This window comes from Xanthomonas sp. SI (assembly GCF_014236855.1).
In the GTDB taxonomy this organism is placed as follows: Bacteria; Pseudomonadota; Gammaproteobacteria; order Xanthomonadales; family Xanthomonadaceae; genus Xanthomonas_A.
The window spans coordinates 5,066,797-5,083,539 of sequence record NZ_CP051261.1 but is presented as its reverse complement, the minus strand read 5'-3'; the positions used below and the strand labels follow the sequence as shown (position 1 = coordinate 5,083,539).

The 16,743-nt window shown below is 68.2% G+C and carries 9 protein-coding genes; 6 read left to right on the top strand and 3 right to left on the bottom strand.

Annotation, left to right across the window (positions count from 1 at the left end):
* The first annotated feature begins 40 nt into the window (after positions 1-40).
* The 4 genes from HEP75_RS21565 to HEP75_RS21550 all read left to right on the top strand — a co-directional run bounded on the left by HEP75_RS21565 (position 41) and on the right by HEP75_RS21550 (position 9,291).
* Positions 41-3,481 (top strand): PAS domain-containing hybrid sensor histidine kinase/response regulator, encoded by a 3,441-nt coding sequence (locus HEP75_RS21565; RefSeq protein WP_185824893.1) that lies wholly within the window; start codon positions 41-43, stop codon positions 3,479-3,481.
* Between the two features lie 195 nt (positions 3,482-3,676).
* On the top strand, positions 3,677-5,557 hold the full coding sequence (locus tag HEP75_RS21560; protein WP_185824892.1) for a tetratricopeptide repeat-containing sulfotransferase family protein: 1,881 nt from the start codon (positions 3,677-3,679) through the stop codon (positions 5,555-5,557).
* 283 nt (positions 5,558-5,840) lie between these two features.
* Positions 5,841-8,594 (top strand): TonB-dependent receptor, encoded by a 2,754-nt coding sequence (locus tag HEP75_RS21555; protein ID WP_255423935.1) that lies wholly within the window; start codon positions 5,841-5,843, stop codon positions 8,592-8,594.
* Between the two features lie 97 nt (positions 8,595-8,691).
* Positions 8,692-9,291, top strand: a complete 600-nt coding sequence (locus tag HEP75_RS21550) for a 2OG-Fe(II) oxygenase (protein ID WP_185824891.1) — start codon at positions 8,692-8,694, stop codon at positions 9,289-9,291.
* 78 nt (positions 9,292-9,369) lie between these two features.
* On the opposite strand, the gene HEP75_RS21545 is transcribed toward HEP75_RS21550, so the two are convergent.
* The 3 genes from HEP75_RS21545 to acs all read right to left on the bottom strand — a co-directional run bounded on the left by HEP75_RS21545 (position 9,370) and on the right by acs (position 13,317).
* Positions 9,370-9,936, bottom strand: coding sequence for a manganese efflux pump MntP family protein (locus HEP75_RS21545; protein WP_185824890.1), 567 nt, complete (start codon positions 9,934-9,936; stop codon positions 9,370-9,372).
* Positions 9,937-10,570: 634 nt separating this feature from the next.
* Positions 10,571-11,236: a response regulator transcription factor gene (locus HEP75_RS21540; protein ID WP_179570029.1), complete on the bottom strand. Its 666-nt coding sequence runs from the start codon at positions 11,234-11,236 to the stop codon at positions 10,571-10,573.
* 137 nt (positions 11,237-11,373) lie between these two features.
* Positions 11,374-13,317 (bottom strand): acetate--CoA ligase, encoded by a 1,944-nt coding sequence (acs, locus tag HEP75_RS21535; protein ID WP_185824889.1) that lies wholly within the window; start codon positions 13,315-13,317, stop codon positions 11,374-11,376.
* A 215-nt stretch (positions 13,318-13,532) separates the two neighbouring features.
* Here acs and HEP75_RS21530 point away from each other — a divergent pair, with 215 nt between their 5' ends.
* Positions 13,533-14,939, top strand: a complete 1,407-nt coding sequence (locus HEP75_RS21530; RefSeq protein WP_185824888.1) for a DcaP family trimeric outer membrane transporter — start codon at positions 13,533-13,535, stop codon at positions 14,937-14,939.
* Between the two features lie 131 nt (positions 14,940-15,070).
* Positions 15,071-16,729: an MFS transporter gene (locus tag HEP75_RS21525; RefSeq protein ID WP_185821532.1), complete on the top strand. Its 1,659-nt coding sequence runs from the start codon at positions 15,071-15,073 to the stop codon at positions 16,727-16,729.
* The last annotated feature ends 14 nt before the right edge of the window (positions 16,730-16,743 follow it).

Below are 16,743 nucleotides of genomic sequence, written 5' to 3'. Positions count from 1 at the left end.
GCCGCGCTAGACTGCGGCGAACGCACCGGGGACCTCGCCCTTGGTTTCTAGCTGGATCCTGCTGCTGGTGTCGGTCGGCTACGCGGCGCTGCTGTTCACGGTGGCGTGGTGGGGCGAACGGCGGCCGCTGTACCCGGAGCGGCCGTGGCTGCGCCCGGCGGTGTACAGCCTGGCGCTGGCGGTGTACTGCTCGTCGTGGACGTTCTACGGCGCGGTCGGCAGCGCGGTGCGCAACGGCGCCGGCTATCTGCCGATCTACCTGGGGCCGTTGCTGTTGCTGCTGTTCGGCTGGCGCATCATCGAACGGCTGGCGCTGATTGCGCGCAGCGAGAACACGGTGTCCATCGCCGATTTCATTTCCTCGCGCTACGGTCGCTCGCGGCGGCTGGCGGCATTGGTGGCGGTGATCGCGCTGATCGGCGTAGTGCCGTACCTGGCACTGCAGTACAAGGCGGTGGCGATGAGCCTGCAGGTGCTCAGCGGGCAGTCCAGTGCCGGGGCGCCGTTCTATGCCGACCCGGCGCTGTACGTGGCGTTGCTGATGGCGCTGTTCGCGACCCTGTTCGGCACCCGTCAGGTGGATGCCACCGAACATCACCACGGCATGATGCTGGCGATCGCGCTGGAATCGGTGGTCAAGTTGCTGGCGATGGTCGCGGTGGGCGTGTTCGCCTACGTGTGGCTGAGCGGCCGCGACGGTCGCGTGCTGCAGTCGGCGCAGACCCTGTTCCAGAACACCCCGCCGGTCGGCTTCATCTCGCAGACCCTGCTCAGCTTCCTTGCCATCGTGTGCCTGCCGCGCCAGTTCCACGTGGCGGTGGTGGAATGCAGCGACATCGGCGACATCCGCAAGGCGCGCTGGCTGTTCGGGCTGTACCTGGTGGTGATCTCGGCGATGGTGGTGCCGATCGCCGCGGCCGGCATCGCCCTGTTCGGCCAGTCCGGCGAGGTGGCGCACGACAGCATCGTGCTGGCGCTGCCGCTGGCCGAGGGCCGCACCGCGCTGGCGCTGGTCGCCTACGTGGGCGGGTTCTCCGCCGCCACCGGCATGGTCATCGTGTCCAGCATCGCGCTGGCGACGATGATCAGCAACGACCTGGTGATGCCGGTGCTGCTGCGCCGGCGCGGGCACCAGGCGGCCGGCGCCGACGTCGCCTCGCGGGTGTTGTGGATCCGCCGCCTGGCGATCCTGCTGCTGGCGCTGATCGCCTACGGCTACTACCGCAGCAGCAGCAACGACAGCTCGCTGGCCTCGTACGGGCTGATGGCCTTCGCCGCGGTGGCGCAGTTCGCGCCGGGCGTGATCGGCGGGCTGTACTGGCGCGGCGCCAGCCGCAAGGGCGTGGAAACCGGCATGCTGCTGGGCTTCGGTACCTGGATCTACACCTTGTTGTTGCCGGCGATGACCCAGGCCGGCTGGCTGGCGCCGGGATGGCTGCACGATGGGCCGTTCGGTATTTCCTGGCTGCGCCCGCAGCAGCTGTTCGGCATGAGCGGCTGGGATCCGCTGGCGCACGGCACGTTCTGGTCGCTGCTGCTCAACGTCGGCACGATGATGCTGGTGTCGGCGCGCTGGCGCCCGGGGCTGGACGAGCGGCTGCGTGCGGCGCCGTTCCTGGAGCCGTATTCGCAGCGGCCGGCGGTGGCCGGCGTCTGGCTCGGGCAGGTGCAGGTGGTGGACCTACAAGCGCTGGCCGAACGCATGGTCGGCGAGCGCCACGCCCGCCGCGCCTTCGCCGAACAGGCGCAACTGCTCGGTCGCGAGCCGCAGCCCAACGCGGTGGCCGACCGCGTCTGGGTGCAGTTCACCGAACGCCTGCTCGCCGCCTCGATCGGCGCGGCCTCGGCGCGGCTGGTGCTGACCAGCCTGCTACGCGGTTCGGGCATGGACCTGGGCGAAGTGGTGGCGGTGCTCGACGAGGCCGGGCAGGAACTGCGCTTCAACCGCGAGATCCTGTCCACCACGCTGGAGAACATCAGCGCCGGGGTCAGCGTGGTCGATCCGGCGATGCGCCTGACCGCGTGGAACCGGCGCTACCAGCAGATGTTCGGCTATCCCGACGGCATGCTCTATGTCGGCCGCCCGGTCGCCGACCTGATCCGCTACAACGCCGAGCGCGGCGAACTGGGCGAGGGCCGCATCGAGGACCAGATCGGCCGTCGCATCGCGCATCTGCGCGCCGGCACCTCGCACGTGTTCGAGCGCACCCGCAGCGACGGCAAGGTGATCGAGATGCGCGGCCAGCCGCTGCCCGGCGGCGGCTACGTGACCAGCTACAACGACATCACCGACTACAAGCGCGCCGAGCAGGCGCTGCTGGAAGCCAACGAGACGCTGGAGCAGCGCGTGGCCGAGCGCTCGCGCGAGGCCGAGCTGGCGCAGCAGTCCAAGACCCGCTTCCTGGCCGCGATCAGCCACGACGTGCTGCAGCCGCTCAACGCGGCGCGGCTGTTCGCCTCCGCGCTGCGCGAAGCGCACCAGAACGAGGAGCAGCGGCACCTGGCAGAGCGCGTGGACGCCTCGCTGCGCGCGGCCGAGGAGTTGCTCGATGGCCTGCTCGACGTGTCGCGGCTGGACGCCGGCGGCATGCGTCCGACGATCGAGGATTTCGACGCCAGCGTGCTGCTGCGCGAACTGGCCGCGCAGTACACCCCGGTCGCCGCCGGCCGCGGCCTGCGCATGCAGGTGTACGCACGGCCGATCTGGGTGCGCAGCGACCGCCGCCTGCTGCGCCGCGTGCTGCAGAACTTCCTCGCCAATGCGCTGCGCTACACCCGCCAGGGCCGCATCGTGCTGGGCATGCGCGGCCGCGGCGCGGCGCTGGAGCTGCAGGTGTGGGACACCGGCCCGGGCATTCCCAAGCACCACATGCAGCAGATCTTCGAGGAGTTCCAGCGCTACCAGCAGCCGTTCGACTGGGGCGAGCAGGGATTGGGTCTGGGCCTGTCGATCTGCCAGCGCATCTCGCGCCTGCTCGGCCACGACCTGGATGCGCGCAGCGCGGTCGGCCACGGCAGCATGTTCTCGATCGCCGTGCCGCGGGTGGCGCCGGTGCCGCAGAAGCAGCAGCGCCAGCAGCGCAGCGCCGCCAACAGCGACTCGCTGGCCGGGCTGCGCGTGCTGTGCGTGGACAACGATCAGGAAATCCTCGACGGCATGCGCGCGCTGCTCGGCCGCTGGCAGGTGGAGGTGATCTGCGCCAGCACCGTGGACGAGGCGCTGCTGCTGGCCGCGCGCGCGCCCAACGTGATGCTGGTGGACTACCACCTCCACGACCGCCTGGATGGCTTGGACACGCTGGACGCGCTGCGCGAAGCGATGGTCGGCCCGGTCGCCGGCGCGCTGCTCACCGCCGACGGGCGCGACGAACTGAAACTGCAGGCGCGAGAACGCGGCTACCGGCTGCTGACCAAGCCGGTCAAGCCGGCCTCGCTGCGCGCCTTCCTCACCGCGTATCACGATCCGATCAAGAGCGACTAGCGCCGGTTGGCGCGATCGCGCGATCGCGCGAGTGCGCGTTGCCGGGTGCGGCACTGCGCTGGCCGTGCGGCGAATTTGCGTATCCGCAGTGTGTGCGTCGTTTGTCCGCGACCGGCACGGCGTGCGTTGCGATTCGCGATCCGGCCCGGCTATGGTGGCAGCCCTTTCCGCCTGCCCTGCGTGGACCGCCAGCGCATGACCCCACCGGACGATTCCGCGATCCCGTCGCTGCCCGCCTTGCTGGCGGCATTGGAAGCCGGACAGGCGCAGGCGCTGGAGCAAGGCGCGCGCCGCTACCTGCAACATGCGCCCGGCGATGCGCTGGCCAGCAGTCTGCTGGCGATGAGCCTGCAGATGCAGGGCGATGCGGCGCAGGCGGCCGTGCTGTATCGCGCCCTGGCCGAGCGCCAGCCGCAGGATGTGGCGCACTGGAACAACCTGGGCACCGCCTTGCGCGAGGCGCGCGATTTCGCCGAGGCGCGGCAGGCGTATGCGCAGGCGCTCGCGCTGACGCCGGACGATCCGATGCTGCACCACAATCTGGGCTTGCTGGCGATGGGCAGCGGCGACTACGGCGCCGCCCGCGAGCATCTGCTGGATGCGCATGCGTTGGCGCCGGAATCGGCGCCACTGAGCGTCCACGCCGCGATGGCCTGCCACGAATGCGGCGACTTCCAGCGCGTGGAGGCGTTGATCGCGCACTGGCCGCAGTGGCCCGCACTGGATCCGGAGACCACGCTGGAACTGGCCTGGCTGCTGTCGCAGGCCGGCCAGACCGACGCGGCCTGCGCGATGCTACGCGCCTGCGCCGCCGGACCGATGCCGCAACCGGAACGCGCCTGGTCGCGTCTGGTGCTGGTGCTCGAACGCGTCAACCGGCTAGAGGAGGCGCGGCAGGCGGCCGCACAGTTGCCGGCGCCGGAGCGGATCGAGAATATGGACGCGCGCCACGATGCGATCAATGCGCTGGCAGTGCTGGCGATGCGCGACGGGCAATGGGACGCCGCGTACCGGCTGCTGCGCGACCTGCTGCCCGCCGGCGCGTCCATCGACGCGACCACCGACGCGACCACCGACATGCGCAAGCAGAGCAACCTGTTGTTCGCCATGGCCCGGGTCTGCGACCGCCTGGGTCGCCACGACGAAGCGCTGGCGGCATGCGCGCAGGGGCACGCCGGGCAGGTCGATGGCGTCGCCTCGCTGGTGCCCGAGCTGCTCGCGGCGGACGCGGCGCCGCTGCCGGTCGCGCGGCGGCGCTGGAATCCGGTGCGCTACGCTGCCGCGCCGCCGGTGTCGGGCCCGGACCGCGATGCGTCGCCGATCTTCGTGGTCGGTTTCCCGCGCTCCGGCACCACCTTGCTGGAACAGATGCTCGATGCGCATCCGCAGCTGTGCGCGATGGACGAGCGGCCGTTCCTGCAAGGGCTGGCCGAGCGCAGCGAGCGCCGCGGCCTGGCCTGGCCCGATGGCCTGGGCGAACTGGACGATGCCGCTTGCGTGGCCTTGCGCGCCGACTACTGGCAGTCGGTACGCGGCGTGGTGCAGCTGCAGCCCGGACAACGCCTGGTCGACAAGAATCCGCTGAACCTGCTGCGCCTGCCGCTGATCCAGCGTCTGTTCCCCAACGCGCACGTCATCCTGGCGCTGCGCCATCCCTGCGACGTGCTGTTGAGCTGCTACATGCAGGCGTTCCGCTCCCCGGCCTTCGCGGTGCTGTGTTCCAGCGCGCAACGTCTGGCGCAGGGCTATGCCGATGCGATGGCGTTCTGGCTCTACCACGTCGACCTGCTGCAACCGCGCGCGCTGGAACTGCGCTACGAAGACCTGGTCGCCGATCCGCAGGCGCAGGTCGCGCGCCTGGGCGGCTTTCTGGAGCTTGAACAACCGGAGCGCCTGCTGGAGTTCCAGCGCCATGCGCGCGCCAAGGGCTTCATCAGCACGCCTAGCTATGCGCAGGTGGTCGAGGGCATCAATCGCAAGGGCCTGGACCGCTGGCGCCCGTATCGCGACTTCTTCGAGCCGGTGCTGCCGCTGCTGCAGCCCTACCTGCAGCGCTGGAACTATCGCGTCGACTGATTCGGACACGCGGTTTCGCATGCCCAGGCGCCCATGGCGCCTTCGCCGTCCACCCGCGTGAACGCGCATGTTTTCGAACGATGTAGCGATTGTGCCAAGCGCTGGCGCAATGCGGCACATCAAAACAACACTTTTCTTATAAAAAACTAACAAGTGCTTGACGGTCCGGTTGGCCCGCAAGTCCGAAGCATCCAACGAAGACGTCGCGCCCAGCGCGATTCGAATCGGTTCACGTCCGCGTGCACCGCTGGCGTTCTGTTGCCCATCACATGAGGTTTTCCCAATGTCCGCACCAAAGAACAGACTCGCCCAGGCCATCTGCCTGGGATTGGCGGCGCTTCCCGCCGCTTCGCTCTACGCACAGAGCGCCGATACCGCTGCGACCTCCGCGAGCGGCGCGGTCGACCTGGACCGGGTCACCGTGACCGGCTCGCTGGTGCGGCGCGTGGATGTGGAAACGGCCAGCCCGGTCACCGTGGTCGATCGCCAGCAGATCCAGCAGAGCGGCAAGCAGACCCTCGGCGACCTGATGCAGTCGCTGCCCGGCATCGCCGGCGATGCGACCAACCCGCAGGTCAACAACGGCGGCGGCGACGGCGCCTCGACCGTGTCGCTGCGCGGACTCGGCGATCAGCGCACCCTGATCCTGATCGACGGCCACCGCATCCTCAACAACGACATCAACTCGATCCCGGCCAGCATGATCGACCATGTCGAAGTGCTGAAGGTCGGCGCCTCGGCGCTTTACGGCTCCGACGCCATCGGCGGCGTGGTCAACTTCATCCTGCGCAAGAACTTCGAAGGCGGCGAATTCGTCGCCAACTACGGCCAGGCCAGCCGCGGCGACGGCGCGCGCCAGGGCGGCGCCTTCACCTTCGGCAAGACCTGGGACCGCGGCAACATCGTGGTCGGCATCGACTACAACAAGCAGAAAGAGATCTCCTCGGCCAATCGCGCGTTCTCCAAGGACGCGATGTACCTGTCCAGCGGCAGCGTCTACAAGGGCGGTTCCAGCCGTACCCCGAGCGGTTACTACAAGCTGCCGGCGAGCACGCTGGCCGCCAACGGCTGCAGCGCGAACGGCGCGATGACCAGCGACGGCAGCGGCGGCTACAAGTGCTACTCCTCCTCCGACGCCTACAACTACCAGGCGCAGAACCTGCTGATGACCCCGCAGCAGCGCGTCAACAGCTTCGTGCTCGGCAGCTTCAACATCACCGACAAGGTGCAGGCCTACGTCAACGCCTACCACAACCACACGATGTCGCATTCGGCGATCGCACCGCTGCCGTTCGATGCGCAGAGCGACGGCATCACCATCGCCGCCGACAATCCGTACAACCCGTTCGGCGTGGAGTTCGGCCCCGACGGTTACGAGTACCGCACCCGCTTCAGCTCGCTGGGCCAGCGCGAAACCTTCTACGACACCGCCACCGACCAAGACGTGCTCGGCCTGAAGGGCAGCATCGGCGATACCAGCTGGGTCTGGGACGTCAACTTCAACTACGGCCACTACAAGCAGCGTAGCTGGAGCCACGGCTACGTGGACTACGCGGCGCTGCAGGATGCGATCGATGCGGGCGAAGTGAACATCTTCGACCAGACCGATGCCAACACCATCGACTGGATGAACAGCCACGAGTCGATCCCGCGTTACCAGACCACGAGCATCACCCGCCAGTGGGAAGCCAGCGCCAACGGCAGCGTGTGGGAGCTGCCGGCCGGCAGCGCGCAGCTGGCGGTCGGTGCGCTGTATCGCAAGGAGAGCCTGGGCTACACCGTCTCCAGCAATGCAGTGATCAACAGCGACAACACCTGCGACATCTCCTCCGAGGCCTGCTCCTCGCCGTTGAGCGGTTCCTTCAGCGTGAAGGAAGCCTATGCGCAGCTGTTCATCCCGGTGCTGGCGCAGTCCTCGCCGATCGGCGCGCTGAACGTCACCCTGAGCGATCGCTTCTCCGACTACAGCAGCGTCAGCTCGACCAACAACAGCGCCTCGTTCCAGCTGGAGTGGCGCCCGATCCACGACCTGATGGTGCGCGGCACCGTGGCGCAGGTGTTCCGTGCGCCAACCATCTACGATCTGTACCAGGGTCCGACCGCTAACTCGCCGACCTTCACCGATCCGTGCATCGACTACAGCGGCAGCGGCCACGAGAGCGCCTGCGAAGGCGTGGAGGCCGGCTGGACCGGCTCGGGCTTGTCGCAGACCAACGCGATCGTGTCCGGGGCGAGCTACGCCAACTACAACCTGAAGCCGGAGAAGGGCACCTCCTACGACTACGGCATCGTGTACAGCCCGGAGTCGGTACAGGGCCTGTCGCTCAACGTCGATTGGTGGAAGGTCAAGCTCGACGACCTGATCCAGTCGATCTCCGCGCAGACCGTCGCCAACATCTGCTACAACGACAACAGCAGCCCGTACTGCGGCTACATCCACCGTTATGCGGCAGGCACGGTCAGCGCCGGCAACATCGACTACATCGAAACCCCGGTGGTCAACATCGGCAAGCTGGACACCCAGGGCATCGACTTCGGCGCCAACTACGCCTTGCCGGAAACGGCTTTCGGCAAGTTCACCCTGGCCCTGGACAGCACCTACCTGCAGCGCTACGACATCGACACCGGCGACTCGGTGGTGCACATGGCCGGCAAGTACAACTCGTCCTACGGCAACTACGCACGCTGGCGCGCGCGTGGCCAGATCGGCTGGAAGCTGGGCAACTGGGACGCCACCTGGACCACGCGCTGGGTCGGCAAGATCCAGGTCGGCAGCACCGACCTGTCGGAGAACATGTCCGCCGATGCGGCAGACAAGGGCGTGGTGCTGAACTACGGCAGCTACATGTACCACGCGCTGCAGCTGGGCTACGACATGAGCGACGCCAACATCCGCTTCGACCTGGGCGTGGACAACCTGTTCAACAAGCAGCCGCCGGTGCTGTACCAGAACAACGTGTTGAACGCGAACACCGACGTGAGCACCTACGACACGGTCGGCCGCTACTACTGGATGCGCGCCACCTATCGGTTCTGAGGGATGCCGACCAGCGTCGCTTGCGGTAGCGAGGACGCGAGGTGGTGACATGCGGCGCGCCCAATCGGGCGCGCCGTTTTTCCTTGAGAGGACACCAATGAAAGCGAGCCATGCCGATCTCCGCCACTATGTCCGCGTCTACGATGCAGCGCTGGATGCCGGCTTCTGCAGCCGGCTGGTCGCGCAGTTCGAACGCACGTCGGCGCAGCACAGCCACAACGGTGTCGGTGCGCGTGCCGGCCTGGACGACAGCGCCTGGACCGAACTCAACGTGACCCGCGCGGCCGATCCGGCCTTCCAGGGCTTCTTCATCGAACAGGTGCGCGCGGCGCTGGCGCGCTACAACGCCGATCTGGGCCTGTCCGCGCCGGTGCCGTGGCGCCCGCGCCTGGCCGACCTGCGGATCAAGCGCTATCACGCCAGCGCCGGCGAGCGTTTCCAGCCGCATTTCGACGCCTGCGACGAAGAAACCGGCCGTTACCTGGTGCTGCTGTGGTATCTCAACGACGTCGCCGAGGGCGGGCAGACCCGCTTCGTCGACCTGGACCTGGAGGTCGCGCCGGGCGCCGGGCGCCTGCTGATGTTCCCGCCGTACTGGATGTACATGCATGCCGCGCTGCCGCCGCGCAGCGGCGACAAGTACATCCTCTCCACCTACCTGGAATTCACCGCCAAGCCAGCCCCATCGCCGCGCTGACGCCGGGCGAATCCAGCACCATGCCGGCGTCGCGATCCGCCGCCACCAATCCCCAATCCCGACTCCCCAATCCCGGCTTCACTGCAGATGCTCGTACAGGATGGTGCTGCCGATCGCGATCAGCAGCGCACCGCCGACGATCTCCGCGCGCTTGCCGGCCAGGCTACCGAGCACGCGGCCGAGCATGATGCCCAGGGTCACCATGGTCAGCGTGCACAGGCCGATGACCACCGCGACCTCGGCGATGTTCACCTCGAGGAAGGCCAGGCCGACGCCGACCGCCATCGCGTCGATGCTGGTGGCCAGGCCGGTCGCGGCCAGGTTCCAGAAGCCATGGCGCTTGGGCGCTTCGGCGGCGTCCTCGGGCGTCTCGGGCTTGAGCCCGGCGACGATCATGTGCACGCCGAGCGCGCCGAGCAGGCCGAACGCGATCCAGTGGTCGAACGCGGTCACGTACTTGGCCGCGGCCTGGCCCAGCAGCCAGCCCAGCACCGGGGTCAGCGCCTCGATGCAGCCGAAGATCAGGCCGGCGCGCAGTGCATCGCGCCACAGCGGCTTGCGCATGGCCGCGCCCTTGCCGACCGCCGCGGCGAAGGCGTCGGTGGACATGGCGATGCCGAGCAACAGAATCGAAAGAAACGACATGTGGGGGGCCGCGCCGGGGCAGAAGACGAACGACGAGCGCGCGCGCCCGGCTTTCGCCACGCAAGCTCGCCGCTGGTCTCGCCAACCGAGATGGCTGCCCGCACCACGGCGCAACGGCCGAGTGTGTTGATGCGGGCGCTGTCCGAAACACGCCGGACAGCAGGCTACTCCCCAAGGGACGCGCAGTCTAACAGCGGCAAATGCCGGCGAATACGCTTCGAACGCACGGGAACCTGCAGCTTTTTTTCTTAGCAGCGGCTATATGTGCGGCATGCCGACGGTACTGCGGCATGGGTGCGCCGAAGGCGATTCGGCAAGCCGATCCGGTGTGCAGCAGCAATCGCCGGGTATGCCGGCGATGGCCTGCGGTGTGCGAACAGCGGTCGCGGCTGAAGCCGCTCCTACAAGGGCCGAGGCTCAACGTCATCCCACTGTAGGAGCGGCTTCAGCCGCGACCGAAATCTTCAGGCGCCGCTAAAGCCGGGGAGCACGCCGACGAATGCCGCGACATGCAAACAACGGTCGAGGTTGAAACCCCGCCTATAAGTGGAGCCGCGCCGGCCTCGCGCGCAACGACAGGTCACGCCAAGCCGCGGTGAACCTCGGCACGCGCATCCACCAGAACGCAGCGCGCTCAATCCTCTTCCAGCGGCAGCACGATGGCGTCGCTGTCGATGGCCAGTTTGCCGGCCATCAGCACCGCCTGGGTGCGGTTGGTGACGCCGAGCTTGCGCAGGATCGCGGTGACGTGCGCCTTGATGGTGGCTTCGGATACGCCCAGGTCGTAGGCGATCTGCTTGTTGAGGCGGCCGGCGCCGAGCATCTGCAGCACGCGGAACTGCTGCGGGGTCAGTTCGCGCAGGCGCTGGCCGACCTCGCGTTCGGCGCGGTCGGTGGGCGGCAGGTTGTGCGCCTCCGGCGGCGCCCAGCGCTCGCCGTCCAGCACCGTGCTCAGGGCCAGGCCGATGGTGTCCGAATCGGCCGACTTGGGAATGAAGCCGAACGCGCCGTGGTCCAGCGCGCGGCGCATCACCGTCGGTTCCTCGCGTGCGGACACCACCACCACCGGCAACTGCGGGTGCAGCGCGCGCATGTGCACCAGCGCGCTGAAACCCTGCGCGCCGGGCATGTTGAGATCCATCAGCAACAGGTCGGCATCGGCGTGATGGTCGGCCAGCGCGTACAGCGCCTCGACGCTGTCGGCCTCGTACAGCTGCACCCCCGGCATCACCCGCTGCACCGCCCCGCGCAGCGCCTCGCGGAACAGGGGGTGGTCGTCGGCGATCAGCAGGGTGGGCATGGGGCGGGGATTCGGGATTGGGGGATTGGGGATTCGTGGAGCAACAGCAACAGCGGAGCGTGACCTCGTCAGGAGATTGGACGCGGGCAGGGGACCGCTTTGGCGAATCCCCAATCCCGACTCCCGAATCCCGGCTCTCAGCGCGTCAGTCGCTCGTTCACAAGCGAATCCACCACCGACGGATCGGCCAGGGTCGAGGTGTCGCCGAGCTGGTCGGGCGCGTTCTCGGCGATCTTGCGCAGGATGCGGCGCATGATCTTGCCCGAGCGGGTCTTGGGCAGGCCCGGCGCCCACTGCAGATGGTCGGGCGCGGCGATCGGGCCGATCTCCTTGCGCACCCAGGCCACCAGTTCCTTGTGCAGGGCTTCGCTCGGCTGCTCGTCCGCTACCAGGGTCACGTAGGCGTAGATACCCTGGCCCTTGATGTCGTGCGGGAAGCCGACCACCGCGGCCTCGGCCACCTTCGGGTGCGAGACCAGTGCGCTCTCCACCTCGGCGGTGCCGATGCGGTGGCCGGAGACGTTGATGACGTCGTCCACGCGGCCGGTGATCCAGTAGTAGCCGTCTTCGTCGCGGCGGCAGCCGTCGCCGGTGAAGTAGCTGCCCGGGTAGGTGCGGAAGTAGGTGTCGATGAAGCGCTGGTGGTCGCCATAGACGGTGCGCATCTGCCCCGGCCACGAGTCGCGCAGCACCAGGTTGCCTTCGGTGGCGCCTTCCATGATCTCGCCGTCGGCGTTGACCAGGGCCGGCTGCACGCCGAAGAACGGCAGCGTCGCCGAGCCGGGCTTGAGGTCGATCGCGCCGGCCAGCGGGGTGATCAGGATGCCGCCGGTCTCGGTCTGCCACCAGGTGTCCACGATCGGGCAGCGGCCGTCGCCGACCACATCGAAGTACCAGCGCCAGGCTTCGGGATTGATCGGCTCGCCGACGCTGCCGAGCAGGCGCAAGGACGCGCGCGAGGTGCGCTTGACCGGTGCCTCGCCCTCGCGCATCAGCGCGCGGATCGCGGTCGGCGCGGTGTAGAAGATCGTGACCTTGTGCTTGTCGATGACCTCCCAGAAGCGCGACACGTTCGGGTAGTTGGGCACGCCTTCGAACATCAGCGCGGTGGCGCCGTTGGCCAGCGGCCCGTAGACGATGTAGCTGTGGCCGGTGACCCAGCCGACGTCGGCGGTGCACCAGTAGATGTCGTCCTCGCGCAGGTCGAACACGGTCTCGTGGGTGTAGGCCGCGTACAGCAGGTAGCCGGCGGTGGTGTGCAGCACGCCCTTGGGCTTGCCGGTGGAACCGGAGGTGTAGAGGATGAACAGCGGATCCTCGGCGTTCATGCGCTCGGGTTCGCACTCGGCCGGCTGGCTGTCGACCACGTCGTGGAACCAGCGGTCGCGCGGGGCCTGCATGTCCACCGCGCCGCCGGTATGGCGCACCACCAGCACGGTTTCCACGGTGGTGGTGCCGGGCAGCTTCAGCGCCGCATCGACGTTGCCCTTGAGCGGGATCTTCTTGCCGCCGCGCAGGCCTTCGTCGGCGGTGATGATCAGCTTGCTGCCGCAGTCGATCACCCGGTCGGCGATCGAATTGGGCGCGAACCCGCCGAACACCACCGAGTGGATCGCGCCGATGCGCGCGCAGGCCAGCATCGCCACCGCCGCGTCGGGAATCATCGGCAGGTAGATGGTGACGCGGTCGCCCTTCTTGACCCCGAGCGCGCGCAGCGCATTGCCCAGGCGGCAGACGCGTTCGTACAGCTCGCGGTAGCTGACGGTGTAGGACGGCGCGTCCGCGCTGTCCGGCTCGAACAGCAGCGCGGTCTTGTCGCCGCGCGTGGCCAGCTGCCGGTCCAGGCAGTTGACGCTGGCGTTGAGCTCGCCATCGTCGAACCAGCGGATATGGAAATCGTCCAGGGCGAAGTTCACGTCCTTGATCCGGGTCGGCTTCTTGAACCAGTCCAGGCGCTCGGCGGCCTGGCCCCAGAACGCCTCCGGCTGTTCCACCGATTGCCGGTACAGGGTCTGGTACTGGGTCTTGTCGACCCGTGCCCGGGCGGCGAACTGCGGATCGACGGGGTAGATATCGGCCATGGTGCCCTCTGCAATGAACGGGGCGCCGCATGCGGCGGCGCGTCATGGCGCAGTTTGCCGCATTCACTGTTAAGCGCGCACGCGCCGGGCTTTAGACGATGGTCGTAAACCCCGCCCCGTTCGACTAATGGCCAATAGGCGCGGCCGGCCGCGGCGCGCACTGTGCACCCAGCCGTGCCTGCGCGCGGCGGACATCCATTATTCGGGAGGGAGTAATGAGCAACCGCATCGCATCCTTGGCACGGCGCCCGTTGGCCGCCGCGCTGTTCGTCGCACTGATCGCCCCAGGCGCGGCCTTCGCCCAGAGCGGCAAGACCCCGTCGGCGCGCGAACAGGCGCTGGAAGCCCGTGTGGCCGAGCTGGAGCGGCAGGTACAGCTGCTGCTGTCCTCGCAGCAACAGCAGCAGGGCCAGATCGCGCAGGCCCAGAGCGAGGTCGCCGCAGTGAAGTCGAGCCAGGCCACGGCACCGGCGGTGCCGGCCGGCAAGGCGCCGATCCAGGTGACCACGATCACCCCCGGCGCCGCGCCCGGCACCACGTTCAAGGTCGGCGGCTTCATCAAGGCCGATTTCCTGGCCACCCGCACCGGCGACGGCCAGCTCGCCGACGACGCCACCGGCCGCGCGCTGTACCTGCCCGGGCAGACGCCGGTCGGCGGCGGCAAGTCCGGCACCGACTACAACGCGCACGCCAAGTTCTCGCGGATCAACTTCGGCGTGGACAGCGTCACCGAGGGCGGCAACAAGGCCGGCGCGCTGGTGGAACTGGATTTCTTCGGCAATTCGCTGGGCACCCAGACCGCCACCAACACCTACGGCGCCACCCTGCGCCACGCCTACATGTACTGGAACCACTGGCTGGCCGGCCAGACCTGGTCCAACTTCATGGACCCGGCGGCGCTGCCGGAAGCGGCCGACTTCATCGGTCCCACCGACGGCGTGATCTTCGTGCGCCAGGCGCAGGTGCGCTACACCAACGGCGGCTTCAGCGTCGCCCTGGAGAACCCGGAAACCACCATCTACAACCGCAGCGCGACTGGCGTGATCACCAGCGCCAGCTCCGACCGCGGCGCGCTGCCGGACCTGACCGTGCGCTACGGCTGGAAGGGCGACTGGGGCAGCTTCGGCATCGGCGGCCTGCTCGGCCAGCAGAAGGTGGACAACCGCGCCACCGGCGCCGACGCCAGCAAGGTCTCCGGCGGCCTGACCCTGGGCGGCAAGTGGGTGGCGGGGGACAGCGACAGCCTGTTCTATCAGCTCAGCGGCGGCGAAGGCATCGGCCGCTACGTCGGCCTGGGCATCGCCCAGAACGCGGTCTACGACGCGGCCGACCGCGATCTGGACACGGTCGGCGTGGTCGCCGGCTACATCGGCTGGCGCCACGCGTTCTCGCCGAAGCTGCGCACCAACCTGATCTACGCGCGCAGCGACTACGACAACGACACCGCGCTGACCGGGCTGGGCGTGACCAAGAGCGTGCAGAGCATCCGCGGCAACATCTTCTATACGCCGATGCCCAAGGTCGATGTCGGCGCCGAGCTGATGTACGGCAAGCGCGAGATCGAAAGCGGCGCCAAGGGCGACATCACCCGCCTGCAGTTCACCACCAAGTACAGCTTCTGAGGCTGCGGCCGCGCGGCGCCCGGGAGGGCGCGCCGCGCGGCCGCGGACTCGCCCCGCACTCGCGACGGATCGCGCCACCCGACCATCTGACCGCCACCGCCACACCACCCGCTTCGGAGGGGAAGCTTCCTATGTCCAGCACCGCCATCAACCCGTCGGGTCAACCACTGACCAAGGGCCACAAGAAGGTCATCTTCGCCTCCAGCCTGGGCACCGTGTTCGAGTGGTACGACTTTTATCTCTACGGCTCGCTCGCCGCGATCATCGCCAAGCAGTTCTTCAGCGGGGTCAACGAGACCACCGGCATGATCTTCGCACTGCTGGCCTTTGCCGCCGGCTTCTTCGTGCGCCCGTTCGGCGCCGCGTTCTTCGGCAGCCTGGGCGACCGCATCGGCCGCAAGTACACGTTCCTGGTCACCATCCTGATCATGGGCATCTCCACCTTCCTGGTCGGCGTGCTGCCCAACTACGCCAGCATCGGCGTGGCCGCGCCGGTGATCCTGATCGTGCTGCGCCTGGCCCAGGGCCTGGCGATGGGCGGCGAATACGGCGGCGCGGCGACCTACGTCGCCGAACACGCGCCGCCGGGCAAGCGCGGTCTGTACACCAGCTTCATCCAGACCACCGCCACGCTGGGCCTGTTCCTGTCGCTGCTGGTGATCCTGGTGTGCCGTCTGACCCTGGGCACCGAAGCGTTCGAGGCCTGGGGCTGGCGCATCCCGTTCCTGGGCTCGATCATCCTGCTCGGCGTGTCGGTGTGGATCCGCCTGCAGCTGAGCGAATCGCCGCTGTTCCAGCAGATGAAGGCCGAGGGCAAGGGTTCCAAGCAACCGTTCCGCGACAGCCTCAAGGACGGCAACTTCAAGCTGATGCTGATCGTGCTGCTCGGCGCCACCGCCGGCCAGGCGGTGGTCTGGTACGGCGGCCAGTTCTACGCGCTGTTCTTCCTGCAGAGCACGCTCAAGGTCGATCCGACCGTCTCTTACCTGCTGATCGCCGCGGCGCTGGCCCTGGCCACCCCGTTCTTCCTGTTCTTCGGCTGGCTGTCGGACAAGATCGGGCGCAAGAAGATCATCCTGTTCGGCTGCCTGCTGGCGGCGGTGACCTACATGCCGCTGTTCAAGGGCATCACCCACTTCGCCAACCCGGCGGTGGAAGAGGCGCGCAGCAAGTCGCCGGCGCAGGTGCTGGCCGATCCGGCCACCTGCAGCTTCCAGTTCGATCCGGTGGGCGTGCGCAAGTTCACCAGCTCCTGCGATGTGGCCACCGCCGCGCTGACCAAGGCGGGCGTGCCGTACGAAGTGCAGCCGGCCGCGCCGGGTTCGCTGGCGCAGGTGCGCATCGGCGGCAGCCAGGTCGCGTCCTACGAGGCCGCCGGTCTGAGCAAGGCCGACGCCAAGCCCAAGGCCGACGCTTTCGGCAAGGAGCTCAAGGGCGCGCTGACCGCCGCCGGCTATCCGGAGAAGGCCGACACCGCGCGCATCAACATCCCGATGACGATCCTGCTGCTGTGGGTGCTGGTGATCTACGTGACCATGGTCTACGGCCCGATCGCCGCGTTCTTGGTCGAGCTGTTCCCGACCCGCATCCGCTACACCTCGATGTCGCTGCCGTACCACATCGGCAATGGCTGGTTCGGCGGCTTCCTGCCGGCGATCTCCTTCGCCCTGGTGGCCGGTACCGGCAACATCTACTACGGCCTGTGGTATCCCATCGGCATCGCGCTGATGACCCTGGTGCTGGGCACGCTGTTCCTGCGCGAAACCCGCAACGTGGACATCACCAAGTAAGCGCACTTGTGCTT

Excerpts from the sequence above, each read along its gene's own strand:
- acs (WP_185824889.1), bottom strand. The coding sequence starts at position 13,317 with ATGGCCGATATCTACCCCGTCGATCCGCAGTTCGCCGCCCGGGCACGG.
- HEP75_RS21530 (WP_185824888.1), top strand. The coding sequence starts at position 13,533 with ATGAGCAACCGCATCGCATCCTTGGCACGGCGCCCGTTGGCCGCCGCG.
- HEP75_RS21560 (WP_185824892.1), top strand. The coding sequence starts at position 3,677 with ATGACCCCACCGGACGATTCCGCGATCCCGTCGCTGCCCGCCTTGCTG.
- HEP75_RS21525 (WP_185821532.1), top strand. The coding sequence starts at position 15,071 with ATGTCCAGCACCGCCATCAACCCGTCGGGTCAACCACTGACCAAGGGC.
- HEP75_RS21540 (WP_179570029.1), bottom strand. The coding sequence starts at position 11,236 with ATGCCCACCCTGCTGATCGCCGACGACCACCCCCTGTTCCGCGAGGCG.
- HEP75_RS21555 (WP_255423935.1), top strand. The coding sequence starts at position 5,841 with ATGTCCGCACCAAAGAACAGACTCGCCCAGGCCATCTGCCTGGGATTG.
- HEP75_RS21545 (WP_185824890.1), bottom strand. The coding sequence starts at position 9,936 with ATGTCGTTTCTTTCGATTCTGTTGCTCGGCATCGCCATGTCCACCGAC.
- HEP75_RS21550 (WP_185824891.1), top strand. The coding sequence starts at position 8,692 with ATGAAAGCGAGCCATGCCGATCTCCGCCACTATGTCCGCGTCTACGAT.